We start from the raw sequence: 24764 nt of genomic DNA on the forward strand, positions 1-24764 counted from the left end.
CCGCGGGATCAGTGGCGGGGTTCGAAGTCTTCGCTGAACAGATCGTCCTCGGCGTCCGGGCTCACCGGGATCTTGTGTTCCTCCGAGGCCCAGGCACCCAGGTCGATCAGTTTGCAACGGTCCGAACAAAATGGCCGGAAGGTGCTGGACGGGCTCCATTCAACTGGGGCACCGCAGGTTGGACAAACAACGACAGGGGGTTGGCTCATGACTGGCCTCCACGCAAAGTAAGATAAAAGTGATGCAGGCGTTCGACTTCGCTGTGCAGCCAGGCGAGGTCGCGGTCGTTGACCACCACATCGTCGGCGCGGCTGAGACGATCCTGACGGCTGGACTGGGCCTTGAGGATTGCCCGGACCTGTTGTTCGCTGGTCTGGTCGCGCTGCAGGGTGCGTTCGATCTGCAGCTGCTCCGGCGCATCGATCACCAGAACACGCTGGGTCATGGCGCACTGTCCGGACTCGATCAGCAAGGGCGAGACCAGAATCGCATAAGGCGATTGGGCGCGGGCCAGGTGAGCGGCGATTTCCTGGGCTATCAGCGGGTGCAGCAGCTTCTCGAGCCAGCGGCGCTCATCCGGGATTTCGAAGATCAATTGACGCAGGGCGGCGCGATCCAGCTGGCCGTCGGCTTGCAGCACGCCGGCACCGAAGTGCTCGGCAATCCGTGCCAGCGCCGGGCGACCGGGTTCTACCACCCAGCGGGCGGCATGGTCGGCATCGACCGTGTGTATGCCCAGGTCGATGAAGTGCCGGGCCGCGGCGCTTTTGCCGCTGCCGATGCCACCGGTCAGGCCGAGAATCCAGGGTTTTTCCACAGGGGTATTCATTTCAAACCGACAGACTGCCAATAGAAGTTGGTTATTTGACCACCCCAGAGCAAGGCAATCCAGCCGGCAATGACCAGATAAGGACCGAAGGGGATCGGCGTCGAGGTCTCGACCTGTTTCAAACGCAACCAGATCACCCCCGCGACCGCGCCCACCAGCGACGACAGCAGGATCGTCAGAGGCAGGATCTGCCAGCCACCCCAGGCGCCGAGCAGCGCCAGCAGCTTGAAGTCACCGTAGCCGATGCCTTCCTTGCCGGTGATCAGCTTGAACAGCCAATACACCGACCACAACGCCAGATAGCCCGCGACCGCGCCCCACAGGGCATCGTGCAGCGGCACGAACAGCCCGAACGCGTTGACGATCAACCCCAGCCACAACAAGGGCAACACCAGCACGTCCGGCAGCAACTGATGATCGGCGTCGATCAGGCACAGCGCCAGCAGCCCCCAGCTCAAGACCAGCACCATGACCGCCTGCCAGCCGAAGTCGAAGTGCCAGGCGATAAACCCCGACAACACGCCACAGGCCAGTTCGGTCAAGGGATAACGGGCACTGATCGGGGCCTTGCAGCTTGAGCAGTGGCCGCGCAGGAGCAGATAACTGAGCAGCGGAATGTTTTCCCAGGCACGCAGTGGATGCTGGCAATGCGGGCAGTGCGAGTGCGGCAGCATCAGGTTGTAGGCGGGGCCCGGTGTTTCGCTGGGCAATTCCAGCACTTGCCGAGCCTGTTCCCGCCATTCGCGCTCGAGCATTTGCGGCAGGCGCCAGGCCAGCACATTGAGAAAACTGCCGATCACCAGCCCGAGCAAGCAGGCGGTGGCGGCAAAGGCCGTGGGGTAATCGGCGAATAAGTCACTCAAGGGCATGTTCAGATCGCTGAGCCAAGTTGGAAGATGGGCAGGTACATGGCAACCACCAGCCCGCCGACGATAACGCCGAGCACCACCATGATGAGGGGTTCCATCAGGCTGGTCAGATTATCGACCAGCGAGTCGACTTCCGCTTCATAGTAGCTCGCGACGTTGTCGAGCATCTCCTCCAATGCACCCGATTCTTCGCCAATCGCTGTCATCTGCACCGCCATGCCAGGAAACACGCCGCTGGTACGCATCGAGAAGTTCAGTTGCATGCCGCTGGCGACGTCCTGCCTGATGCGCAGTACCGCCTGTTTGAACACGCTGTTGCCAGTCGCGCCGGCCACTGCGTTCAGGGCCTCCACCAGCGGCACACCGGCTGCGAAGGTGGTCGACAAGGTACGGGCATAACGGGCCACCGAGGACTTGCGCACGAGTGTGCCGACCAGGGGCAACTTCAGCCATTGGCCGTCCAGCCAGTCGCGAAAAGCGGGTGAGTGTCGATGGGCATGGCGCAGCCCCAGTGCGCCGGCAATCAACCCTGTCAGCAGCAGCCACCACCAGCGCTGCAAGAGTTCGGACAGACCGATCACCATCAGGGTGAACCCCGGCAGTTGCGCGCCGAAGCCGGCAAACACCGACTGGAATTGCGGCACTACGTTGATCAGCAGGATGGCACTGACGATCACCGCGACCAGGACCACGGCCAGCGGATAAGTCATGGCGTTCTTGATCCTGGCCTTGAGGCTCTCGCTCTTTTCCTTGTAGGTCGCGACCCGCTCCAGCAGCGTGTCGAGGGCGCCGGCCTGTTCGCCGGCGTCGACCAGGTTGCAATAGAGTTCGTCGAAACATGCGGGCTGTTTGCGCAGTGCGTTGGCGAAGCTGCTGCCGGCCGCGACGTCCTTTTTAAGTTCTGTCACCAGGGTGCGCATACCCGGGTTGTCGAAACCTTCGCCAATGATGTCGAACGACTGCAACACCGGCACCCCGGCCTTGATCATGGTCGCCATCTGCCGGGTGAAGACGGCAATATCCTGCGCCTTGGGCCGATGTGTGACGCTGAACAGCGAGATGGACTTCTTGCGTACCTTCCCCGGGACAATCCCCTGCTTACGCAACCGGGCCTTGATCAGGGCCGGGCTATGGCCGCTCAGCTCGCCGGTGACGGCATGGCCTTTGCTGTCACGGCCTTCCCAGGTGTACATGCTGATCTTTGTTGCCTTGACCGCCATTGTTCAATCCTTGGTGACCGGGTTGATTGCTTCAAGGCGGGTGCCGCCTTCGGCTGTGCAGGCCTTGGGTTCGTAGATCCTCAAACGACGGTTGCGTTCCCGTGGAGCCTTCCTTGAGTGGCCATTGATCCGCAAGCCTAGCCAAAGGACGGCAGGGGGTGGGCGCTCTGAGGTGACAAATAGTGTCAGTTAGTACGGTTTTTCAGAGCCGTTGAGCGGCAGCGGTCGACCGGGCCCCCATCAAACATGGGGCGAAGAGGTTGGCATGTGCTGTGCTTCGACCGGCCTGGATCATGAGATTTCAGCTCATGCAGGGGGGCTAGATGTATGAAGCAACAAAACGGTTTCACCCTTATCGAATTGCTGGTCGTGGTAGCGATCATTGGCATCCTGGCGACCGTCGCCTTGCCGATGTACTCCAAGTACCAGGCGCGTACCAAGGTCACCGCCGGGCTGGCCGAGATTTCGGCGTTGAAGGTGCCCTTTGAAGACGTGATCAACCAGGGCGATGACCCGACACTGGAGCGGCTCGGCGGACGGGCCAGCACCAGTAACTGCACCATCACCGCTTCAGGAACCGCATCCACCGGTGCCGGCAGTATCGGCTGCACGATTGTCAGTGCGCCGGGGGCGGTGCTGAGTAAAACCATCACCCTGTCGCGTACGCAGGACGGTGGCTGGACCTGCGTGACCACGGTTGGGGCGGACTATTCGCCTAAAGGCTGTACCGCCAGCGACACCTGAGTGCCTGAGCGTTTTTCGAGATGCCTTGCCTGAAATGACGAGGCATTTTTGTTGGGACGACGGGAGGCTGGGGCAGCATGAGACTTCGGCTGGTTCATGACCTCTGGCCTGCAACAGAGCCGGCAACTTGCATGTCGAGAATGCCCGGTTCATGCAAATTGCATGATCGCGGGGTGTTGGATTTTTTGTAACTAATTGATTTATAAGGTTGTAACTGTTGATCGGGCGTTGGCACAACCTTCGCACTATCCTTGTTAACCCTGCTGGGAATGCACACAGCAGACTTTCTGGTTAACAGGAGTTACTCGTATGAAGAAGTTCGCTATCGCTGCTGCAACGGCTACCGCTCTGACCCTGACCATGGCCAACGCTGCTTTTGCGCAGACCACTCAAACCACCCAGTCACCCATGACGCTGGCGGCCGGAGAGATGGATAAAGCTGCCGAAGCTACTTCCGATACCTGGATCACGACCAAAGTCAAAAGCGATCTGATCACCGAGAAAGGCATTCCGGGCACCGACATCAAAGTCGAAACCAACAAGGGGGTCGTGTCATTGTCCTCGACTGTCGCACTCACCGCCGCCCAGAAAACCACCGCGGTGAACATCACCAAGAGCATCAAGGGCGTCATGGCCGTATCGGCTGACGGCTTGAAAACCCAGTAACAGGCAAGGCTTCTCGCCTGGACCGGGAGAAGACGCGACAAGCGGGCCGAGCCATACGCTTGTCGCAACTCTCAGCCCACAGGCTGTGCTCATTACAGGCCCCGGCATGCATGTCGGGGCCTGTTCTTTTGGGGAGGGGAACTGATCCGGTGCCCTTACTCGGCGTCCAGGTGCATCGGTGTGATGACCCGGCCATCGCTCTGGGCCTGACCCAGGTTGGCATCAATGAAGTACACCCGGTCATCGGCCAGTTGGCCTTTGTCCACCAGGTAGTCCTTGATGCTGCTGGCGCGGTCCTGGCCCAGTTGACGCAAGAGCACGTCGCTGGAAGCCCAGAAGTTGATCACCCCTTCACGCATTTTCGCCGCACGTTCTTCCTTGCCCAGATCCTTCCATTCGGCCGGTGGCTGGGTTTTCAGACGGATCCGGTAAATGCCTTCCAGCAGTGGTGTTTTTTCACTCTCGGGGACTTCCAGCAATGAGGCCTGGGCGGGCACTTTGTCGCCGCGACGCTGGAGTATTTTGTAGTAAGTGTACTGGTACTCGCGCTCCAGTCGTTGCTCGGCAATCAATGGGCCGTCGCTGCTTTGTGCAGCGGTGCCTTCGATTTCCAGGCGCAGGGCCGGGCGTTCCTTGAGTGCACTGGCCAGTTTGACCAGTGCGCCTTCAGCGTCTTTGCTCAGTTCGCTGGAACCCGGTGCGAACGAAACGGTGCCCAGGTCCTCGGAACCGCCGCCGGCAACCAGCCCGCCAATGAGTTTGAAGGGAGCGGCAGCCGCCTTCACGATCAGGTTGCGCAGGGTTTGCCAGACAATCGGCATCACGCTGAATTGTGGATTGTTCAGGTCGCCGGTGACCGGAAGCTCGATGGAGATCTTGCCGTCGACATCCTTGAGCAGGGCGACGGCCAGTTTCAGCGGCAGGCTCACGGCGTCCGGGCTGTCGACTTTCTCACCCAGTTCCAGCTGTTCGACCACCACTTTGTTCTCAGCCTTGAGCTGGCCCTTGGTGATCAGGTAGTGCAGGTCGAGGTTGAGCCGGCCCTTGCGGATCCGGTAGCCGGCGAATTTGCCGGAGTAGGGCGTCAGGGTGGTCAGTTCGACCCGTTTGAAACTGGTGGCGATATCCAGTGCCGCCATCGGGTCGAACGGGTTGACGCTACCCTTGATGGTCACCGGGGCGTAGCGGTCCACCTTGCCTTTGACGTCAACGCTGGCAGGTTTGGCCTGGCGACTGTCGATGGTGCCGATCTGGCCGTTGAGTTGCTGGATGGCGGTGGCGAAGTTGGGCGTCAGGCTGAAGTCGGCGAAGTTGGCCGAACCGTCGTTGATCGCAATCCCGCCGATGTGGATGCCCAGCGGCTTGTCCTTGCTCGCGGCGGGTTTCGCCGCGCTGGTCTTGGCGCCGCTGTCGGCTGGTTGCGGGATCAGCAGGTCATCGATGTTGGTGGTGCGGTCTTCGTTGATCATGAAGCGCGCATAGGGTTGCTGCAGGTTGATCCGGTCGATCGACAGGCTGTCGCCATGCTGGTAGTTCAGCCCCTCGACCATGACTTTCTGCCATTTGAGAAAGTCGCGGGACTTCAAGGTGTCGAGGGTGTGCAACTGATCGACCTGGGCCTTGCCGGTGACGTTGAAGGCCAGGGGCTCCGTGCTTTTCAGGTTGACGGCCAGGTCGCTGCCGAGCATCCCGGAACGCAGTTCCAGGAGAATGAACGGGTTGATGTAGGACTGGGCGACACGCAGGTCGATGTCCTGGGTCTTGACCTTGAGCTGGGCGCTGACGGGCGCCAGGTTGACCTCGCCTTCAGCCATCAGCTTGCCTTGCTTGCCCAGGCCGGTGTCGAGCTTGAGGGTAAAGGGCGAGCCATTGAGGCTATCGAAGTTTTTCAGGTCCAGGTTCAGTGGACCCAGCTCCAGCGCGACCGCAGGTGTTGCCTGGCGATCGGCCAGATGCACCTGATAGTTGCGCAACTCGACATCCTTGAGCAGCACCTGCCAGGGTTTGCTCGGCGCGACAGGCTCCGGTGTTGCTGCGGGTGCCGGTGCGTCGACGGTAGCCGGAGCGCTGCTGGCCTGGGCTTTTACCGCAGGCTTGGCCGGTTGACTGGCAAAGAGTTTCTGCCAGTCGAGTTGGCCATCGGCTTCGCGGGCGGCCCAGGTTTCGAGTTTCTGGCTGCGGATCTTGCCAACGACTACTTGCTGTTTGGCCAGGTCGACGGTGGTTTCACTGACGTCCAGGCGCTCCAGGCGCACCAGCGGTCGACCATCCGGAGTCTTCATGGCGAAGGGTGCGACATTGACCGAGGCGTTGCTCAGCAGCAACTCGGTTTCCTTGTCCAGGTTGAGCGTGTAGTCGGTGCTCAGGCTGAGGACGCCATCTTCCAGGACCAGCGGCAGCGCATCACGGACATAGGGCCAGAAGGACTTCATCTTGCCGTCGGTGATTTTCAGGTTGCCTTGCGAGGCGATGGGCACCAGGCTGAAGTTACCGGTCCACTCCACCTTGCCTCCCGCCGGGCCGATGGCAACCAGGTTCATGTCGGTGTTGTCGTCGGGCAGGGTGCTGAGGTGTTTAAGCTCGAAATCAAGCTTGTCGTAGATGAACTCGATCGGCTCGCTTGGGCGCAGATCCTGGAAGTGCACATAGCCGCGGTTCAGGTCGATGCGGTCGATGCGCAGCGGAAAAGGTTGGGCGTCCGGGTCGGCGGGTGTCGGTTCACTGGCCGGCAACTTGAACAGTTGGGTGAGGTTCAGGCCGCCGTCCTTGCTGAACAGGAGCGCGGTCTTCGGCTTGTCCAGTTGCACGTCAGCCAGGTGCACGGCGCGGGTCCAGAGGCTGTCGAGCTGCAGGTCGGCGTACAGGCGCTCGAACCCGACTTGCTCGTTGCCGGGTTCCCCGATGTTCAAGCCCCACACGGTCAGTTCAAGGCTGAAGGGGTTGAGTTCGATCCGCTGGATGCTCGCGGGCACCGTTGCGTAGTGGGCCAATTGCTGATTGGCGACCCGCAGGGCGATGCCCGGCAAAATCAGAAAACCCAGCAAGCTGTAGAGGGCCAGAGCAGTCAACAAGGCGCCGATGGCGCGAATCAATCCTTTGGGCATGTGTGGCTTCATCTGTCTGAATCGGAAGTGCCTTGGAGTATGGCATGCGACTCTGGTTCCAAAGCAATGACCTTGATCAGCAATGTTCAGATTTTGCCGGGGATTTCACAGCTGCAAAATCAGGGTCTTGAGCGGTGGTTGCTGGTCCATCGATGGAAAGTCGCTACCCGGTGTCAGCACCTTCCAGTCGCGCACGGGGCGCCCGGCTTTTTCCGCGCAGCGCAGCACCTGCTCGCGCCAATCGTCCAGGCTGACTTTTGCCAGGTTGTTGCAGCAGATCAGCACACCGTCTTCGGCCGTGGCCAGCAAGGCCGGTTTGAGCAGGCTTTGATAGTCGCGCAGCAGGTCGACCGTGCCGAATGCGCTTTTGGCCCATGCTGGCGGGTCGAGCAGCACCAGGTCATATTGACGCTGTTCCAGGCGCGGGTAGCTGGGCAGCTTTTGCCCGCGCCGCTGGCTGATGGGCAGGCCAGCGAGCTGGCGGATGGCTGGAAAATAGTCGGACTGCACGAACTGCATGGTGGGCAGCTGCGGATTGAGCAGGCCGTTTTCACGGCCGACCGCCAGATTACCCTCGGCGAAGTCCAGGTTGCACACTTCACGCGCGCCGCCGGCCGCGGCGCTCAGGCCAACGCCGCAGGTGTAGGCAAACAGGTTCAGTACGCTTTTGCCGGCACTGTGCTCCTTGACCCAGCCACGGGCGTTGCGCAGGTCGAGAAACAACAGAGGATCCTGCCCGGCATGACGACCGCGAACCCGGTAATTCAGACCCCACTCGTGGCCAACCAAGTCGGCAAGGGCGGCTTCGTCGGCACGGTAAACCGTGTCTTCACGGTCGATCCGCGAGTTGCCCCGGGAACGGTCGTTGTAGACCAGAAGAGTGTCCAGGTTCAGCTGTTGATTGACGGTCGCGTGCAGGGCCAACAGTTCGTCGCGCTCCAGTGACTGGTGAAAGCTCTGCACCAGCAGTTGCGGGCCGTAACGGTCGATGGTCAGGCCGCCGGCGCCTTCCTGGCTGCCATGGAACAGGCGGTAGCAGTCCGTGCCTTGCGCGTGCAGTTCGGCGAGCAAGTCTTGGCGATGATCGAGGGCGGCGCACAGCGCCTGATTCAAGGAAGACATGCTGGGCGCCTTGCAGGAGGGAATTGGGCGCTGGAGTTTAACAGGATTGTGCTCGATGGTTTCCCTGTGGCGAGGGAGCTTGCTCCCGCTGGAGTGCGAAGCACTCCAAAATCTATCAACCGAGCCTTTCAGGTAGAACCCAGTCGAAGGCTTTACGGCCGCTGCGCGCCCGAGCGGGAGCAAGCTCCCTCGCCACAGGTAAGCGCTCGGCGACGGGCTGCAGTCCCGGTTCAGCAGATTCAGCTCGGCAAACCCATACGCCGATTGGCCCGCTGCACCGACCCATTACGCACCGCCCAGCGCAGCATCGGCGCGCTGCGGTTGACGCTGGCACGTATCAGCTTGCGCTGGATGGGGTTCTGACTGACACCCAGCATGGCACTGGCCCAGTCGGGCAGCAGGTCGATGCCGGCCTGCATCATCAGCCCGCCAAAGGGCTTGGCCAGGCGGCTGGGGGACGGGGCATTCAACAGCAGGCGCAACACTTCGCGGCTGCGCTCATCGCACAGTAACTGTGGGCGGATTCGTTCAAGGTAGTCGGCGACTTCGCGGCGCGAGCGCGGCACATCGCGGGCGCCCAGACGCTCGGCGATCAAGGCGATTTCAGCGTAGTAGCGGTCCTGGTCGGCGGCTGAGAGCCGTGGGTTGCGATAACGCAAATGGGCGGCGAGGAAGTTGCTGACCTCGGCCACATGCACCCAGGTCAGCAGGTCGGGATCGCTGGCGGCGTAGGGTCGGCCATCGGGCGCGGTGCCGCTCACTTGCAGGTGAATGGTGCGGACTTTCTCTATCAGCCAGTCGGCATCCTGCCGCGAACCGAAGGTGGTGCCGGAGATGAATTGCCCGGTGCGGCGCAGGCGTCCGAGCATGTCTTCACGAAAGTTCGAGTGATCCCAGACGCCCGCCAGTGCCAGTGGGTGCAGGGCCTGCAGCATCAAGGCACTGATGCCGCCGATGAGCATGCTGCTGAAGTCGCCGTGTACCTGCCAGCTGACCGAGTCGGGACCGAAGAGGCCGGGGTCGCCCTTGGGGTTCTCCAGGTCGAGTTTGCCCAGGGAAAGACCGCTCAGGCTCATGATCTGGGTTTCGATGCGGGTACGAATGAATTCCATGACAACTCGGTGGCGGTAGCATTGAAGGGTGCGCGGCCATTGGCCGCGCCTGGGTTATTGAATGACTGGCTCATGGGTTCAGGCGCGTGTCGATCAATCCCTCGACCACACTTGGATCGGCCAGGGTCGACGTGTCGCCGAGGCTGTCGAGTTCATTGCAGGCGATCTTGCGCAGGATACGGCGCATGATCTTGCCCGAGCGGGTTTTCGGCAAGGCTGGCGCCCACTGGATCAGGTCCGGTTTGGCGAAACTGCCGATTTCCTTGCTGACGTAAGCCAGCAGCTCTTTTTTCAGGGCCTCGTCCGGTTCGGTGCCGTTCATGGGGGTGACGAAGGCATAGATGCCCTGGCCTTTGACATCGTGGGGGTAACCGACCACCGCGGCTTCGGCGATGCTGTCGTGCAGCACCAGCGCGCTTTCGACCTCGGCCGTGCCGATGCGGTGGCCGGAAACGTTGATCACGTCATCGATACGTCCGGTGATCCAGTAGTCGCCATCCTCGTCGCGGCGCGCACCGTCGCCGGTGAAATAGTAGCCGGGGTAAGGTTTGAAGTAGGTATCGACCATCCGTTGCGGGTCGCCATAGACGCTACGGACCTGCGCCGGCCAGCTGGATTTCAACGCCAGCACGCCGCTGCCGGGGCCGCTGATTTCCTTGCCTTGCTCGTCGAGCAGCACCGGTTGCACGCCGAACATCGGCCGGGTCGCGCAGCCGGGTTTGATCCACTGTGCGCTGACCAGAGGGCTGAGCATGATGCCGCCGGTTTCGGTCTGCCACCAGGTATCGACGATCGGACAACGCTGCTCGCCCACCGCATTGAAGTACCACTCCCAGGCTTCCGGGTTAATCGGCTCACCGACGGTGCCGAGCAGCCTGAGACTGGCGCGGGAAGTTTCTTTCAACGGCTCGGGGCCTTCACGCATCAATGCGCGCAGGGCGGTCGGGGCGGTGTAGAAGATGTTCACTTTGTGCTTGTCGATGACTTGCCAGAAGCGTGAGGTACTCGGGTAGCTCGGCACGCCTTCGAAGATCAACGTAGTCGCGCCGTTGGCCAGCGGGCCGTAGACGATGTAGCTGTGCCCCGTGACCCAGCCAACGTCGGCGGTGCACCAGAACACTTCACCGTCGCGGTAGTCGAGCACGTACTTGAAGGTCATCGCCGCTTGCAGCAGATAACCACCGGTGGTGTGCAGCACCCCCTTGGGTTTGCCGGTGCTGCCGGAGGTGTAGAGGATGAACAGCGGGTCTTCGGCGTCCATCGGCTCGGGCGAGCACTGGTCGCTGACATCGCGCAGCGCCTGGTGATACCAGAGGTCGCGCCCCTCGACCCAATTGACCTCGCGCTGGGTGCGTTCAACCACGATGACGGTGCTGACCTTCGGGCAACTGAGCAGGGCGTTATCGACGTTCTGTTTGAGCGGTACATATTTACCGCCACGCACCCCTTCGTCAGCGGTCATCACGGTGCGGCAGTCGGCATCGAGGATCCGGTCGCGCAGGGAGTCGGGAGAGAACCCGCCAAAGACCACCGAATGCACCGCGCCGATGCGCGCGCAGGCGAGCATGGCGTAGGCGGCCTCCGGGATCATCGGCATGTAGATGCACACCCGGTCGCCTTTCTTCACGCCACGGCTTTTCAGCACGTTGGCCAGGCGGCAAACAGAGTGATGAAGTTTCTGGTAGGTGATATGCACCGATTCGGCCGGATCGTCGCCTTCCCAGATGATCGCGGTCTGTTCGCTGCGTTTGGCCAGGTGACGGTCAATGCAGTTGTAGCTGACGTTAAGCTGGCCGCCGGCGAACCACTGGGCCTTGCCGGTCCTGATGTCTGATTGCTGAACGGTTTGCCAGGGGCTGGTCCAGTCGAGGAAGCGCCTGGCCTGTTCGGCCCAGAAGGTGTCGGGTTGCTCGATGGATTGGCGGTACAGGCGCTGATAGTCGTCCTGACTCAGCTGTGCAGCCCGGCGGACGGCATCGGCGATGGGGAAGGTGCTGATATCGAACATGACGGCTCCTTATTCTTGTTTTGCGACAAGGAATAAAGATGCGCCGAGTGACTATCGGGTTCAAGTTGTACATGGATCCAGTGTGGGAACAACTGTCTTGATCGCATGGCTTGCTCTGGCAACGCAGAAGAGCGCCGAACACCTACCCCGTGGCGAGCGAGCTTGCTCGCGCCGGGCTGTGCAGCAGCCCAAAAAACGCTCAGCGAAGTTTGTCTGAAGGTCTGCAATAGCCTTGTTGGGGGCGCTTTGCACCCCAGCGCGAGCAAGCTCGCTCGCCACGGGGCAGCGTTCATGTTTGATTACGCGGCATGCATTGTGGGAGCGAGCTGGCGGAACGCCGCCCGGCTCTCTCCCACAGGGTTCGGCGCTGGATCAGCCGCGGTGACGACCACGGAAGTAATTGATCAGGCCCTGGGTGGACGCATCATCGGCAGGTGCTTCGTCGCTACCCACCAGACGGTTGTAGACGCCCTTACCCAGCTCCTTGCCCAATTCCACGCCCCACTGGTCAAAGGCGTTGATGCCCCAGACCACGCTTTGCACAAACACCTTGTGTTCATACAGGGCCACCAGCGCACCCAGGCGGCGCGGGCTGATGCGCTCGACCACCAGGGTGTTGCTCGGACGGTTGCCCGGGATCACCTTGTGCGCGGCCAGCTTCTGCACGTCGGCGTCGCTCATGCCCTTGTCACGCAGTTCCGCTTCGGCCTCGCTGCGGGTTTTACCCAGCATCAGGGCCTGGCTTTGCGACAGGCAGTTGGCATACAGCCACTGGTGGTGGTCGGACACCGGGTTGAAGCTGACGATAGGCACAATGAAGTCAGCCGGGATCAGCTGGGTGCCCTGGTGCAGCAACTGGTGATAGGCGTGCTGGCCGTTGCAGCCCACGCCACCCCAGATCACTGGACCGGTGTCAGTGGAGACCGGTGTGCCGTCCTGGCGCACGCTCTTGCCGTTGGATTCCATGTCCAGTTGCTGCAAGTGCTTGGTGATGTTGCGCAGGTAGTGGTCGTACGGCAGGATCGCGTGGCTTTGCGCGCCCCAGAAATTGCCGTACCACACACCCAGCAAGGCCATCAGCACCGGCATGTTCTGTTCGAACGGAGCCGTCTGGAAGTGCTGGTCCATGGTGTAGGCACCGGACAGCAGTTCCTTGAAGTTGGACATGCCGATGGCCAGGGCAATCGGCAGGCCGATGGCCGACCACAGCGAGTAACGCCCGCCGACCCAGTCCCACATCGGGAAGATGTTCTCTTCACGGATGCCGAAGGCCACGGCGGCGGCGTTGTTGCTCGATACGGCGATGAAGTGACGATACAACTCGGCTTCCGAGCCGCCCTGAGCCAGGTACCAGGCACGTGCGGCCTGGGCGTTTTTCAGGGTTTCGAGGGTATTGAAAGACTTCGAGGAAACGATGAACAGCGTGGTCTCGGCCCGCAGCTTCATGGTCAGCTCGTGGAACTCACTGCCGTCGATGTTCGCCAGGTAGTGGCAGCGCACGCCTTTCTGGGCGTAGGACAGCAGCGCTTCGGAGACCAGTTCGGGGCCGAGGAACGAGCCACCGATGCCGATGTTCACCACGTCGGTGATCGGCTTCTCGGTATAGCCACGCCACAGGCCGTCATGAATACGGCCGACCAGGTCGGTGATCTGGTTCAGCACCTTGTGCACGTCCGGCATCACGTTGACGCCATTGACCGACAACTTGTCGCCCACCGGGCGACGCAGGGCGGTGTGCAAGGCCGGACGGCCTTCGGAAGCGTTGACGATCTCGCCGCTGAACAATGCCTTGATCGCGTCCTGCAGGCCGACTTCGTTCGCCAGGCCCACCAGCAGGTTGCGCGTTTCGGCGGTGATCAGGTTTTTCGAATAATCCAGAAACAATCCACAGCTGCTGAGGGTGAATTGCGTGAAGCGCTGCGGATCGGCATTGAACGCTTCGCGCATGCTGAAATCCTGCATGGCCTGGCGGTGATCATTCAGCGCCTGCCAGGCTGGCAGAGCGGTAACGTCTTGAGGAGTGCGGTAATACGCCATCGCTGCGGGTTTCCTTTTACTTGAACTGCCTTTAGGACACTGAAAAACCCGGAATGTGCTGTCCGAAGGCAGGCATTGTCCGGTCAAACTGCGAATAAACGATTAAATAGTGCAGGGCGCTAACAGTAAACCTCGGCGCAAGATCTGTCTTGGCGTTGTCCGACCCGCGACCGGTACCATTTTGTACCGGTGCATTGGCGTGTCGGACGGATTTTCTGTGTGCAGAGTACGGGGGGAGGTCTCAGGCGACCTGGACCGGGATAGCGTTGCTGGTGTGGCTCAGTTCGTTGCCTGGCGCCATGTAGAGCATGCGTGGCTTGAAGTCCTGCAGCTCGGCTTCGCTGTAATGCGCGTAGGCGCAGATGATCACTCGGTCGCCGACCTTGGCCTTGTGCGCCGCGGCGCCGTTGACCGAGATCATGCGCGAGCCTTCTTCGCCACGAATGGCGTAGGTGGTGAAGCGCTCGCCGTTGTCGACGTTGTAGATCTGGATCTGTTCGTATTCACGGATCCCGGACAAGTCCAGCCACTCGCCGTCGATGGCACAAGAGCCTTCGTAGTCGAGCACAGCGTGGGTAACTTCGGCGCGATGGAGCTTGGCCTTGAGCATGATGGCGTGCATGAGTGATTCCTTGGGCTGATCCGAACGGCGGGCAGTTTGCCCGAAGCCTTTGCGGCCGGCAATACGGCGGGGGCGTTGTGCCAGGAGGGCCACAGAACCGGTGGGGAGGGGGCAAGCCCCCTCGCCACAGATGGATTCCTCGGTCGTTGTGCGTTGTTCAGGCGCAGGTGTCGAGGTTCAGGTGCAGGTTGTCGATCAGCCGGGTGGTGCCCAGGAAGGCGGCCACCAGAATGACCAGGTCACGATCCTGTGCGATGGCCGGACGCAGGGTCAGCCCATGGCGGATTTCCAGGTAGTCAGGGCGCAAGCCGGCGGCCTGCAGCTGTTCGACTTTCCCGGCCAGCAGTGCCGGGTAATCCCGTTCACCCTGTTTGATGGCCTCGGCGATGTCACTCAGCGTGCGATACACCACGGGCGCGACGGCACGTTGCTCTTGGCTGAGGAAGCCGTTGCGCGAAGACAGCGCCAGGCCATCGGCGGCCCGTACGGTCGGTTCGCCGATGATCTGGATCGGCATGTTCAGGTCATGAACCAGGGCACGAATCACCGCCAGTTGCTGGTAGTCTTTCTGACCGAAGACCGCCAGGTCCGGCTGGACCATGTTGAACAGCTTGCTGACCACGGTCGCCACGCCTTCGAAATGCCCGGGACGGCTGGCACCGCACAGGCCTTCAGCCAGCTGTGGAACGCTGACGCGGGTCTGGCCAGCCATGCCGTCGGGGTACATTTCTTCGACGCTTGGCGCGAACAGCAGGTGGCAGCCAGCCTGGAGCAGTTGCTCCTGGTCGGCGGCCAGGGTCCGCGGGTACTTGTCGAGGTCTTCGCCAGCGCCGAACTGCAGCGGGTTGACGAAAATGCTCGCCACCACGAAATCCACTCGCTGGGTGGCCTTGGTCACCAGCGCAACGTGACCGCTGTGCAGGTTGCCCATGGTCGGCACGAAGCCGATACGTTTACCTTCGCTGCGGGCGCGGGCGACGGCGGCACGCAGTTCGCGTACGGTCTTGACGGTGTTCATGCCGAGAACCCGTGCTCAGCGCCCGGGAAGGTCGCGGCCTTGACTTCGCTGACGTAGGCACTCAGGGCCGCCTGGATGCTGTCCTGGCCGGCCATGAAGTTTTTCACGAACTTGGGCGCGCGGCCGGTGAGCGACAGCCCCAGCATGTCGTGCAGGACCAGGACCTGGCCGTCGGTGGCGTTGCCAGCACCGATGCCGATCACGGGGATCTTCACGGCCTGGGTGATTTCTGCGGCCAGCTCGCTCGGTACGCATTCGAGCAGCAGCATCGCCGCGCCGGCCTGTTCCAGGGCGATGGCGTCGGCGCGCATCTGCCGCGCCTGGTTTTCATTGCGGCCCTGGACTTTATAGCCGCCCAGAATGTTCACCGACTGTGGGGTCAGCCCCATGTGGGCACAGACCGGGATACCGCGTTCGGCCAGCAGGCGAATCGAGTCGGCCAGCCACAGCGCGCCTTCGACTTTGACCATGTGCGCGCCGGCCTGCATCAACAGGGCGCTGTTGACCATGGCTTGCTCATTGGTGGCATAGGCCATGAACGGCAGATCCGCGAGGATCAAGGCATCGGTGTTACCGCGCTTGACTGCCGCGACGTGGTACGCCATTTCGGCGGTGGTCACGGGCAGGGTGCTGTCATGTCCCTGCAGCACCATGCCGAGGGAGTCGCCCACCAGTAACACTTCAACGCCGGCTTCATTGCAGGCGTGAGCGAAGGTAGCGTCATAGCAGGTCAGCATGCTGATCTTTTCACCTTTCTGCTTGAGGCTCTGCAGGGTGGTGAGGGTAATAGCTGGCATGTAAAGGATCCTCATTCAGGCGCTTGGAAAACTACTGCGAGTAACGCGCGTGATTCTTCATTTACTCAGGCGCACGGTCTTTTGTCGTGCTTGAAAAGCCTGGATGGCGCCCTTTAGTGCCGTGTTGGCGGCAGCGGGACGCCTATAGTCGTGAGGAGAACTCGGGAAGTCAATTGGATGTGTTACCGCAAGGTTACTGCCTGGGTGTTACCGGCGTTACTGATGCGATTCAGCAGAAACCGTCGCAGTACCCTCGGCCTGTGGGGGCGGTGCCCCTACAGGCTGGGGGTGCGCTCCAGCCCGACGAACGGACAGGCCGCCAGCAGGTCGCGCAACAGACGGCCATCTGCCAATTGCAGGTCGGCGGGGGCCAGTTCGGCCAGCGGGTAGAGCACAAAGGCCCGTTCCTGCATATGGTAATGGGGCACCTTGAGGCGTGGTTCGTCGATCAGGCGGTTGCCGAACAGCAGAATATCCAGGTCCAGCGTGCGCGGCCCCCAGCGTTCGAGGCGCTCGCGGCCCTGGTCGTTTTCGATGGCTTGCAGCGCGTCGAGCAGTTCGAGCGGCGCCAATAGGCTGTCCAGCGCTGCCGCCGCGTTGGTATAGCGCGGCTGGCCAGGCAGCAAGGAGTCACTCTGATAGAAGGTCGAGACCCCGGCCAGTGTTGTCCGGGGCAATTGCGCCAGCGCGTCAACAGCGCTGCGCAACTGTTCAGCGGGGGCCGCGAGGTTGCTGCCCATGCCTATGTAGATGCGTTCCATCGACTTACTCGCCTGACGAGTTCGTGCTGCCGGCGGCACGTTTGCGCTTGGCGCCACCGCTGCGGCGACGTTTGCGCGGTGCACCGCTGGCGCCCTCGTCCTTGTTGCCGAGGTCGCGAATCATGTCGCGACGCTCACTGTCGTTGGCGTCCTGATAGTCCGTCCACCACTCGCCCAGGCCGTCGGTCTGCTCGCCGGCGCTTTCGCGCAGCAGCAGGAAGTCGTAGCCGGCGCGGAAGCGCGGATTGTCCAGCAGCAGATCGGCGCGTTTGCCGCTGCGACGTGGCAAGCGTTCCTGCATGTCCCAGATCTCGCGGATCGGCAGGGTGAAGCGCTTGGGAATCGCGATACGCTGGCACTGCTCGCTGATCAGTTCGTGGGCGGCTTCCTGCATCGCCGGAATCGGCGGCATGCCACGGTCCTGCAGGCGCAGTACGCGGGCTGGCAGGGCTGGCCACAGGAGGGCGGCGAACAGGAAGGCAGGTGTCACCGGCTTGTTCTGCTTGATCCGCAGGTCAGTGTTGATCAGCGCTTCACTGATCAGGGTGTGGGTATAGGTCGGATTGTGTTCCAGTGCTTCGGCGCTGGCCGGGAACAAGGGATCGAACAATTGCAGGTCGACCAGCATCTCGAAGGTATCGGCCGCATGCCCCGAGAGGAACAGCTTCAATACTTCTTCGAACAGGCGGGCCGACGGGATCTCGCGCAGCATCGGTGCCAGGCCACGAATCGGCAGGGCGCTGTGCTTCTCGATGCCGAAGTCGAGCTTGGCGGCGAAGCGCACGGCTCGCAGCATGCGTACCGGGTCTTCCTGGTAGCGCTGGGTCGGGTCGCCGATCAGGCGGGTCAGGCGGTTGCGGATGTCGTGTACGCCGTTGGCGTAATCGAGAATGCGCTCGCTGACCGGGTCGTAATACAGGGCATTGATGGTGAAGTCGCGGCGTTGCGCGTCTTCTTCCAGGGTGCCGTATACGTTGTCGCGCAGAATGCGCCCGCTTTCGTTACGCGAGGACTGGTTGCTGTCTTCCTCTTCGTCGTTTTGCGGGTGATTGGCGCGGAAGGTCGCGACCTCGATGATTTCGCGGCCAAAGTGGATGTGTACCAGCTTGAAGCGGCGGCCAATGATCCGTGCATTGCGAAACTCGGCGCGGACCTGTTCCGGCGTGGCGCTGGTGGCGACGTCGAAATCCTTGGGGGTGATGTTGAGCAGCATGTCGCGCACGCAGCCGCCGACCAGATAAGCCTGGTACCCGGCGTTCTGCAAGCGTTCGACGATGTTCACCGCATAACGGCTGAACTGGGCCTTCTGCAGCGAATGTTGGCCGCTGTTGAGGACTTCAGGCGTGCTACGAATGTGTTGCGTACGACGCAAGGGAGAACGGAATGACTGGAACAGCTTCTTCAGCATGGGATGCACTGTTTGAAGGAATGTTCGGCCATAACGAAGAATGACCGCATGATGGGCGGGGATTCTAGCATTTAGTCGAGGGATGGTGTAGGACACAGCAAATATGAGCTGCAGTCCATGGCTACAAAGGTAAAGCGCAGGGGGGAGGGGCTGAATCGCGGACGCTACAAAAGCTACAGAAACCACAAGGGGAGCCGAAGCTCCCCAAGAAGTAGTTGCATGCTCTATTTTTATTATTGGTTTCGGGCTTCTTGTTTTTGTGTCGCGCCCTTGTCATGAGGTTTTCCCTTCATGACCCTCCCAATCGGGAGCCAAGAGCAAACGGATTGCTTTGATCGCTGTGTTGCAATGATCGATCTGATCCAACCAGTTCAGGCTCTGCCTTAGGGCAGTTTTTGTTGTTCTCGGCCTGGTTGTGGGGCAAGCCCCAAATACAACGCCTCTCCAAAAGAATCAGTTAGCTACGCCTCTCGCCGTCTTGTTTTTATTGTGCGTGAGTCGATTCGTCTTATTTTTATTGTCTTGTGCATTGCTTGTTATTGTTCTTGTACCAGACATATAGCAGGAGCCGTGCCAACTGTTGTGATCCCCAGCAAAACAAGGGGTTAGGTGGGTTTTACGCTTTGTTTCAGGCGAAAAAAAACCGGGGCTTCGTTACCGTAAGCCCCGGCTTCTGTTACGAAAAAAGCTGCGGTAACAGTTTTTTCACATATTTAGGTGTTACTTGCACATTCGACAGGTGACATTCAGCTCTCGCTGGCCACACCGGTCTTGCGCCGTGGGATACCCAGGCGCTGGCGACGTTCCCACAGGCATTTACGGCTGACCCCGAGTTTGCGAGCCAGCTCGGTTTCGGTCATGTGGTCCTGGTGTTCGAGCACGAAGTGCTGGAAGTAGTCTTCCAGCGACAGGTCTTCGGTGGGTTCGTGACTGGTGTTGGTGGCACTGCCCTGTTGCGGTGCCAATCCGATGAATTCGTCTTCTTCCAGGTCACCGAGTTCGATGTCGATGCCCAGCAGCTCGGCAGAAATCTCCGGGCTTTCGCACAGAATCACCGCACGCTCGACAGCGTTCTCCAGTTCGCGCACGTTACCTGGCCAGCTGTAGTGACGAATCGCCTGCTCGGCGTCGGGTGCGAACTTCAGGTCGTTGCGATTGACCCGTGCGCTTTGGCGCACGAGGAAGGCATTGGCGATTTCGTTGACGTCGGCGCCGCGCTCACGCAAGGCTGGCAGTTTCAGGGCGATCACGTGGAGACGGTAATACAGGTCTTCACGGAACTGGCCGATCTTGGCCAGGCTCTTGAGGTCGCGGTGTGTCGCCGCGATCAGGCGTACGTCGACCTTCTGCGATTGAACCGAACCGACGCGGCGGATCTCGCCTTCCTGCAGTACACGCAGCAGGCGAGCCTGGGCTTCCAGTGGCAATTCGCCGATCTCGTCGAGGAACAGGGTGCCACCGTCCGCGGCTTCCACCAGGCCTGCGCGCCCGGCGCTGGCACCGGTAAAGGCGCCTTTCTCGTGGCCGAACAGTTCGGACTCGATCAGGCTTTCCGGAATGGCCGCGCAGTTCACCGAAATCATGGGTGCCTTGGCGCGCCTGGACAAGTTGTGCAGGGCGCGGGCGACCAGCTCCTTGCCGGTACCGGATTCACCCTGGATCAGCACATTGGAGTCCGTCGGTGCCACTTTGCGGATTTTGCCGTACAGGTCCTGCATGGGCGGGCAGGAACCGATGATGCCGATTTCGCCGTTGCTGGCGTCGACCCCGGGCTTGTCGCTGCCATTGGCCGCTTTGCCAGCCGGGCGTTCACCGGTCGTGCTCTGGGTGGTTTGTCGGTCACGCAGAATGCGTGCGACGGCCTGGAGCATTTCGTCGTGGTCGAAAGGCTTGGCGATGTAGTCCACCGCACCCATCTTCATCGAATCGACCGCCGAGCGCAGGCTGGCGTAGCTGGTCATGATCAGCACCGGAGTGCCCTGGCCAAGCTTGATCAGCTCGGTGCCCGGGGCGCCCGGCAGGCGCAGGTCACTGACAATCAGGTCGAACGTGGGAATGCTGAAGCGTTCTTGTGCTTCCTGCACTGAACCGGCTTCGCTGACCTGGTACTGGTTACGTTCCAGCAGGCGGCGCAAGGCGGAGCGGATAATGGTTTCGTCTTCGACGATCAAAATGTGCGGCATTGATTCGATTCTCTCGACGGTCTCAGTTCACAGCGGACGTCGCTTCGACATGACGCGGTAAGGTCACCCGGATACGGGTGCCGCGTTGGCTTTGTGTGTCAGCCGGGCTGTCGATGGTGATTTGTCCATAATGCTCTTCAACGATGGAATAGACCAGTGCAAGGCCCAGACCGGTGCCTTCGCCAGGATCCTTGGTGGTGAAGAAGGGTTCGAACAATCGGTCCATGATGCTCGAGGGTATACCGCTGCCTTCGTCTTCGACGATCAGATCGATCGTGTGTTCGTTGGCTTCGCTCTTGACCCGTACCGCACTGCCGGCTGGCGAGGCGTCACGGGCGTTGGACAGCAGATTGATCAGGACCTGGGCGAGCCGTTGCGGGTCGCCATCGACCCAGTGTTCAGGGTCGCACAGGTTGAAGAACTGGACTTCGAAGTTGCGTCGGTTCAAGGCCAGCAGGCCAATGGCGTCCTGGGCCACTTCGGCCAGGCAGACCGGTTCGTCATTGTGCTGGTGGCTGCCGGCGTGGGCGAAGCTCATCAAGGATTGCACGATGCGTGACACACGCTTGGTCTGTTCGAGGATCTGCCCGCTGATTTCCGTGATTTCGCCGTCTTCTTCACGCTCTTCGCGCAGGTTCTGCGCCAGGCAGGCGATGCCGGTGATCGGGTTGCCGATCTCGTGGGCCACGCCGGCGGCCAGGCGACCGATGCTCGCCAGGCGTTCGGAATGCACCAGTTTGTCTTCGAGCATCTGGGTTTCGGTCAAGTCCTCGACCAGTAACACCAGGCCGCTGTTGCCCGGCGCGAGGGGTTCATCGATCGCCGCTTTGTGCAGGTTCAGCCAGCGGGTCTGGCCATCGAGGGCCAAGTGCTGTTTGTGCAAGTGTTCGTCCGGCACGTTGATGAAGCCTTGCAGCAATTCTTTCCAGGGCTCGCCCAGGGTGCTCAGGCGTGAACCGACCACGCGCTGCGCGGCAATCCCGGTCAGCTCCTCCATGGCTTTGTTCCACATGAGGATTTCCTGGTCCTTGGCCAACGAACACACGCCCATTGGCAACTCTTGCAAGGTCTGGCGGTGATAACGGCGCAGGGCATCGAGTTCGGCGGCAAGGCCGGTGAGCCGCGAGTGGTAATCCTCGAGGCGGCTTTCGATGAAGTGAATGTCCTCGGTGACGTAGTTTTCGCCGCCGGCCTTGTACGGCAGGAAGGTTTCCACCATGTCCTGGGCAACACTGGGGCCCATCAGCCCGGACAGGTTGGCTTCGATCCGGTCGCGCAAGCGGCGCAGCGCGTAGGGGCGACGTTCATCGAACGGCAGGTAGAGGTCGCGCAAGGCTTGCTCGACTTCTTTTTGCGCGGCCTTGGCGCCCAAGGGCTTGGCCAATTGGGTGGCGAACTCCTGGGGTGAGGCGGCGTGCAGTTCACGGCGCTGCGGACGGTGCACGTTGTCCACCGCACACGCTTCGGCGGCACTGGCTTCTTCGGTGCTGGCGTTGGTGAACAGCGAGACCAGCGTGAATATCAGTACGTTGGCGGCCAGCGAGGCAATCGCCGCCATGTGCCAGCTGGTGTCGTCGAGCACATAGATCATGTTCAGCAGCGGTATGTAGAACCCCTGCAGATTGCCCACCAGTGGCAACAGCATGGTCACCAGCCAGACCAGGACCCCCGCCATCAATCCGCCGATAAAACCGCGACGGTTGGCGGTCGGCCAGTAAAGAACGGACAGCACGCCCGGCAGGAACTGCAGGGTGGCGACGAACGCGACGATGCCCAGGTTGGCCAGGTCTTGCTCGGCGCCCAGCATCAGGTAGAAACCATAACCGGCCATGATGATCGCGACGATCAGCGCCCGGCGGGTCCACTTCAGCCAGCGGTAGATGTTGCCTTCGGCAGGCGGCTGGTACAGCGGCAGCACCAGGTGGTTCAGGGCCATCCCGGACAGCGCCAGGGTGGTGACAATGATCAGGCCGCTGGCGGCCGACAACCCACCGACATAGGCCAGCAGGGCCAGCGCCTTGTTGTTGGCGGCGATGCCGATGCCAAGGGTGAAGTACTCCGGGTTGGTGGTGGCGCCCAGTTTCAGGCCGGCCCAGAGAATCAGCGGCACGGCCAGGCTCATCAGCAACAGGAACAGCGGCAGGCCCCAGCTCGCACTGACCAGCGAGCGCGGGTTGAGGTTTTCGGTGAAGGTCATGTGGTACATGTGCGGCATCACGATGGCCGAGGCGAAGAACACCAACAACAGTGTGCGCCATGGACCTTCTTGCAGCGGGGTGTGCAGGGCGGCGAGGGCGGTCTGGTTTTGCAGCAGCCACAGCTCCAGCTGTTGCGGGCCGTCGAACACGCCGTACAAGGCATACAGGCCGACGCCGCCAATGGCGATCAGCTTGATGACCGACTCAAAGGCAATCGCGAACACCAGGCCTTCGTGTTTCTCCCGGGTCGCGATGTGCCGCGAGCCGAAGAAAATCGTGAACAGGGTGATCAGGGCGCAAAAACTCAAGGCGACCCGGTGTTGCACGGGCTCGCGGGTGAGGATGCCGATGGAGTCGGCGACCGCCTGGATCTGCAGGGCAAGCAGGGGCAGCACGGCAATCAGCATGAAGATCGTGGTCAGCGCGCCCGCCCAGGTGCTGCGAAAGCGAAACGCAAACAGGTCGGCCAGCGACGACAGCTGATAGGTGCGGGTGATTTTCAGGATCGGGTACAGCAGCACCGGTGCCAGCAGAAACGCCCCGGAAACCCCGAGGTAGCTGGAGAGAAAGCCGTAGCCGTACTGGTAGGCCAGGCCTACCGTGCCGTAGAACGCCCAGGCGCTGGCATAGACACCCAGTGACAGGGTGTAGGTCAGCGGGTGGCGAATGATCGCTCGCGGGATCATTCCGCGTTCACTGACCCAGGCAACGCCGAACAGCACCGCCAGGTACGCGGCGCTGATCAGGATCATCTGGGTCAGGCTAAAGCTCATCGGCATCTTTTTGGCTCTGCAGGATGAAGGTCACGACGATCAGGATCAGCCACAGCAAGTACGGCCGATACCAGGCGCCAGTAGCGTCGATCCACCAGTCCATGATGGCGGGGGAGAACAGATAGATCCCCACTACCAGGAGCAGGACCAAGCGATAGATGTACATCCCGGCCTCTCTTTATTGTGTGCGTGCCCGAAAACGTGCGGCGATGGTAACGGATGGGCGCCAACCTGCAAGCTTAGTCAGCGTAATTGCGCTTCGGGCAGTGTCAGTGTGCGGGGAATCAGCAGAGCATCCCAGTGCCTGGTCCCCCACGTAAGTACCTCGGCGGGCGTTGCGCCATCGAGTGCCGGGTCCGGCTGTTGTCCCAGTGCACGCAGGGCGCGCAACAATAGTGGGGTGGCCTGGTCTTCGGTCAGCGGCGGCGAACGGTAGGATTTACCGAGTTTGTTACCGTCCGGCTGGGTAATCAATGGCAGGTGCAGGTAACGCGGTTGCGCCAGGCCCAGCAGTTCCTGCAGGTACAGTTGGCGCGGGGTGGAGTCGAGCAGGTCGGCACCGCGCACGATGTCGGTGACGCCTTGCCAGGCATCGTCCAGCACCACCGCCAGTTGATAGGCGTACAGCCCGTCGCGGCGGCGAATCACGAAATCGCCGACATCACGGCCCAGGTGCTGGCGGTACTCGCCCTGCACCCGGTCGGTGAAGTGATACTCAAGCTCTGGAACCCGCAGGCGGATCGCCGCGTCTTCGCGGGCGTGGCCGGCGTTGCGGCACAGCCCCGGGTATATCCCGTGGTAGGGCGCCAGTTGTTTGCGCGAGCAGGTGCAGGCGTAGGCCAGTCCGTGGTTGAACAGTTGGTTCACGACCTGCAGGTAGGCGTCGTGGCGTTCGCTCTGGCGGACCATCTCGCCGTCCCATTCAAAGCCGTAGCTTTCCAGGGCCTTGAGGATCGCGGTCTGGGCACCGGGTTCTTCCCGGGGTGGGTCGAGGTCTTCCATGCGCAGCAGCCAGCGGCCGCCGGCGGCGCGTGCGTCGAGGTAGGACGCCAGTGCCGCGACCAGCGAGCCAAAATGCAGGTGCCCGCTGGGGGTGGGGGCGAAGCGCCCGATGTAGGGGGAGGTGGTGGCAGTCATGAGGGCGATGTTACTTGTATGGGCTAACACGGACCACCTGTGGGAGCGGGCTTGCTCGCGAAGGGGTCATCAGCTTCAACACTTATGCTGACTGATACACCGCTTTCGCGAGCAAACCCGCTCCCACAGGGTTTGTGGCGTGGCAAATGCCGGAAA

At 61.5% G+C, this 24764-nt stretch carries 20 protein-coding genes; 2 read left to right on the top strand and 18 right to left on the bottom strand.

Going from position 1 to position 24764, the window contains the following annotated elements; translation table 11 throughout:
• Window positions 1–8: 8 nt before the first annotated feature.
• From yacG to CKW25_RS16910, 4 genes are read right to left on the bottom strand one after another with little or no spacing between them, the layout of a single operon-like run.
• Window positions 9–209: a DNA gyrase inhibitor YacG gene (gene yacG, locus CKW25_RS16895; protein WP_095080809.1), complete on the bottom strand. Its 201-nt coding sequence runs from the start codon at window positions 207–209 to the stop codon at window positions 9–11.
• A complete protein-coding gene (gene coaE / locus CKW25_RS16900) occupies window positions 206–829 on the bottom strand; it encodes a dephospho-CoA kinase (RefSeq protein WP_095080811.1) in 624 nt (207 codons plus the stop codon). The genes yacG and coaE overlap by 4 nt, the downstream gene beginning before the upstream one ends.
• The gene (locus tag CKW25_RS16905; protein WP_095080813.1) at window positions 826–1698 is read right to left on the bottom strand and encodes an A24 family peptidase; all 873 of its coding nucleotides are present in this window, start codon (window positions 1696–1698) and stop codon (window positions 826–828) included. Before CKW25_RS16905 ends, coaE begins: the two co-directional genes overlap by 4 nt.
• A 2-nt stretch (window positions 1699–1700) precedes the next feature.
• A complete protein-coding gene (locus CKW25_RS16910; protein WP_095080814.1) occupies window positions 1701–2918 on the bottom strand; it encodes a type II secretion system F family protein in 1218 nt (405 codons plus the stop codon).
• 327 nt (window positions 2919–3245) lie between these two features.
• Between CKW25_RS16910 and CKW25_RS16915 the strand changes: the two genes are divergently transcribed.
• Both CKW25_RS16915 and CKW25_RS16920 read left to right on the top strand, forming a co-directional pair.
• The gene (locus CKW25_RS16915; protein ID WP_095080815.1) at window positions 3246–3662 is read left to right on the top strand and encodes a pilin; all 417 of its coding nucleotides are present in this window, start codon (window positions 3246–3248) and stop codon (window positions 3660–3662) included.
• A 309-nt stretch (window positions 3663–3971) separates the two neighbouring features.
• A complete protein-coding gene (locus CKW25_RS16920) occupies window positions 3972–4328 on the top strand; it encodes a BON domain-containing protein (protein ID WP_095080816.1) in 357 nt (118 codons plus the stop codon).
• Between the two features lie 155 nt (window positions 4329–4483).
• On the opposite strand, the gene CKW25_RS16925 is transcribed toward CKW25_RS16920, so the two are convergent.
• From CKW25_RS16925 to gluQRS, 14 genes are all read right to left on the bottom strand, one after another.
• Window positions 4484–7444: a DUF748 domain-containing protein gene (locus tag CKW25_RS16925; protein ID WP_095080817.1), complete on the bottom strand. Its 2961-nt coding sequence runs from the start codon at window positions 7442–7444 to the stop codon at window positions 4484–4486.
• A gap of 93 nt (window positions 7445–7537) precedes the next feature.
• A complete protein-coding gene (locus CKW25_RS16930) occupies window positions 7538–8554 on the bottom strand; it encodes a class I SAM-dependent rRNA methyltransferase (RefSeq protein WP_095080819.1) in 1017 nt (338 codons plus the stop codon).
• Window positions 8555–8793: 239 nt separating this feature from the next.
• Entirely contained in the window at window positions 8794–9666 is an 873-nt protein-coding gene (locus CKW25_RS16935) for an oxygenase MpaB family protein (protein ID WP_095080825.1), read from the bottom strand.
• A 70-nt stretch (window positions 9667–9736) separates the two neighbouring features.
• Window positions 9737–11674, bottom strand: coding sequence for an acetate--CoA ligase (gene acs, locus CKW25_RS16940; RefSeq protein ID WP_095080828.1), 1938 nt, complete (start codon window positions 11672–11674; stop codon window positions 9737–9739).
• A gap of 372 nt (window positions 11675–12046) precedes the next feature.
• A complete protein-coding gene (pgi, locus tag CKW25_RS16945) occupies window positions 12047–13711 on the bottom strand; it encodes a glucose-6-phosphate isomerase (protein ID WP_095080831.1) in 1665 nt (554 codons plus the stop codon).
• A gap of 241 nt (window positions 13712–13952) precedes the next feature.
• A complete protein-coding gene (panD, locus tag CKW25_RS16950; protein WP_095080833.1) occupies window positions 13953–14333 on the bottom strand; it encodes an aspartate 1-decarboxylase in 381 nt (126 codons plus the stop codon).
• A gap of 157 nt (window positions 14334–14490) precedes the next feature.
• Entirely contained in the window at window positions 14491–15351 is an 861-nt protein-coding gene (gene panC / locus CKW25_RS16955; protein WP_095080835.1) for a pantoate--beta-alanine ligase, read from the bottom strand.
• Window positions 15348–16148 (bottom strand): 3-methyl-2-oxobutanoate hydroxymethyltransferase, encoded by an 801-nt coding sequence (gene panB, locus CKW25_RS16960; RefSeq protein ID WP_095080837.1) that lies wholly within the window; start codon window positions 16146–16148, stop codon window positions 15348–15350. Before panB ends, panC begins: the two co-directional genes overlap by 4 nt.
• A gap of 275 nt (window positions 16149–16423) precedes the next feature.
• Window positions 16424–16909 carry a 2-amino-4-hydroxy-6-hydroxymethyldihydropteridine diphosphokinase gene (folK, locus tag CKW25_RS16965; protein WP_095080840.1) on the bottom strand — a complete coding sequence of 162 codons (486 nt, stop codon included), beginning with the start codon at window positions 16907–16909 and terminating at the stop codon, window positions 16424–16426.
• A gap of 4 nt (window positions 16910–16913) precedes the next feature.
• The gene (locus tag CKW25_RS16970; RefSeq protein ID WP_095080841.1) at window positions 16914–18317 is read right to left on the bottom strand and encodes a polynucleotide adenylyltransferase PcnB; all 1404 of its coding nucleotides are present in this window, start codon (window positions 18315–18317) and stop codon (window positions 16914–16916) included.
• A gap of 746 nt (window positions 18318–19063) precedes the next feature.
• Window positions 19064–20500 carry a sigma-54 dependent transcriptional regulator gene (locus tag CKW25_RS16975; protein ID WP_095080843.1) on the bottom strand — a complete coding sequence of 479 codons (1437 nt, stop codon included), beginning with the start codon at window positions 20498–20500 and terminating at the stop codon, window positions 19064–19066.
• A gap of 22 nt (window positions 20501–20522) precedes the next feature.
• On the bottom strand, window positions 20523–23477 hold the full coding sequence (locus CKW25_RS16980; protein WP_172736543.1) for a sensor histidine kinase: 2955 nt from the start codon (window positions 23475–23477) through the stop codon (window positions 20523–20525).
• A complete protein-coding gene (locus CKW25_RS16985; RefSeq protein WP_003176118.1) occupies window positions 23461–23637 on the bottom strand; it encodes a hypothetical protein in 177 nt (58 codons plus the stop codon). Before CKW25_RS16985 ends, CKW25_RS16980 begins: the two co-directional genes overlap by 17 nt.
• A 77-nt stretch (window positions 23638–23714) precedes the next feature.
• The gene (gene gluQRS, locus CKW25_RS16990) at window positions 23715–24608 is read right to left on the bottom strand and encodes a tRNA glutamyl-Q(34) synthetase GluQRS (RefSeq protein ID WP_095080848.1); all 894 of its coding nucleotides are present in this window, start codon (window positions 24606–24608) and stop codon (window positions 23715–23717) included.
• Window positions 24609–24764 lie beyond the last annotated feature (156 nt).

Source organism: Pseudomonas sp. Irchel s3h17 (assembly GCF_900187505.1).
Classification (GTDB): domain Bacteria; phylum Pseudomonadota; class Gammaproteobacteria; order Pseudomonadales; family Pseudomonadaceae; genus Aquipseudomonas.

What these genes read in the sequence shown, in the direction of transcription:
- CKW25_RS16920 (WP_095080816.1), top strand. Translation starts at nt 3,972, where the DNA reads ATGAAGAAGTTCGCTATCGCTGCTGCAACGGCTACCGCTCTGACCCTG.
- CKW25_RS16915 (WP_095080815.1), top strand. Translation starts at nt 3,246, where the DNA reads ATGAAGCAACAAAACGGTTTCACCCTTATCGAATTGCTGGTCGTGGTA.
- CKW25_RS16910 (WP_095080814.1), bottom strand. Translation starts at nt 2,918, where the DNA reads ATGGCGGTCAAGGCAACAAAGATCAGCATGTACACCTGGGAAGGCCGT.
- panC (WP_095080835.1), bottom strand. Translation starts at nt 15,351, where the DNA reads ATGAACACCGTCAAGACCGTACGCGAACTGCGTGCCGCCGTCGCCCGC.
- CKW25_RS16905 (WP_095080813.1), bottom strand. Translation starts at nt 1,698, where the DNA reads ATGCCCTTGAGTGACTTATTCGCCGATTACCCCACGGCCTTTGCCGCC.
- yacG (WP_095080809.1), bottom strand. Translation starts at nt 209, where the DNA reads ATGAGCCAACCCCCTGTCGTTGTTTGTCCAACCTGCGGTGCCCCAGTT.
- folK (WP_095080840.1), bottom strand. Translation starts at nt 16,909, where the DNA reads ATGGAACGCATCTACATAGGCATGGGCAGCAACCTCGCGGCCCCCGCT.
- coaE (WP_095080811.1), bottom strand. Translation starts at nt 829, where the DNA reads ATGAATACCCCTGTGGAAAAACCCTGGATTCTCGGCCTGACCGGTGGC.
- CKW25_RS16925 (WP_095080817.1), bottom strand. Translation starts at nt 7,444, where the DNA reads ATGAAGCCACACATGCCCAAAGGATTGATTCGCGCCATCGGCGCCTTG.
- CKW25_RS16935 (WP_095080825.1), bottom strand. Translation starts at nt 9,666, where the DNA reads ATGGAATTCATTCGTACCCGCATCGAAACCCAGATCATGAGCCTGAGC.
- panD (WP_095080833.1), bottom strand. Translation starts at nt 14,333, where the DNA reads ATGCACGCCATCATGCTCAAGGCCAAGCTCCATCGCGCCGAAGTTACC.
- panB (WP_095080837.1), bottom strand. Translation starts at nt 16,148, where the DNA reads ATGCCAGCTATTACCCTCACCACCCTGCAGAGCCTCAAGCAGAAAGGT.
- CKW25_RS16970 (WP_095080841.1), bottom strand. Translation starts at nt 18,317, where the DNA reads ATGCTGAAGAAGCTGTTCCAGTCATTCCGTTCTCCCTTGCGTCGTACG.
- CKW25_RS16985 (WP_003176118.1), bottom strand. Translation starts at nt 23,637, where the DNA reads ATGTACATCTATCGCTTGGTCCTGCTCCTGGTAGTGGGGATCTATCTG.
- CKW25_RS16930 (WP_095080819.1), bottom strand. Translation starts at nt 8,554, where the DNA reads ATGTCTTCCTTGAATCAGGCGCTGTGCGCCGCCCTCGATCATCGCCAA.
- gluQRS (WP_095080848.1), bottom strand. Translation starts at nt 24,608, where the DNA reads ATGACTGCCACCACCTCCCCCTACATCGGGCGCTTCGCCCCCACCCCC.
- CKW25_RS16980 (WP_172736543.1), bottom strand. Translation starts at nt 23,477, where the DNA reads ATGCCGATGAGCTTTAGCCTGACCCAGATGATCCTGATCAGCGCCGCG.
- acs (WP_095080828.1), bottom strand. Translation starts at nt 11,674, where the DNA reads ATGTTCGATATCAGCACCTTCCCCATCGCCGATGCCGTCCGCCGGGCT.
- CKW25_RS16975 (WP_095080843.1), bottom strand. Translation starts at nt 20,500, where the DNA reads ATGCCGCACATTTTGATCGTCGAAGACGAAACCATTATCCGCTCCGCC.
- pgi (WP_095080831.1), bottom strand. Translation starts at nt 13,711, where the DNA reads ATGGCGTATTACCGCACTCCTCAAGACGTTACCGCTCTGCCAGCCTGG.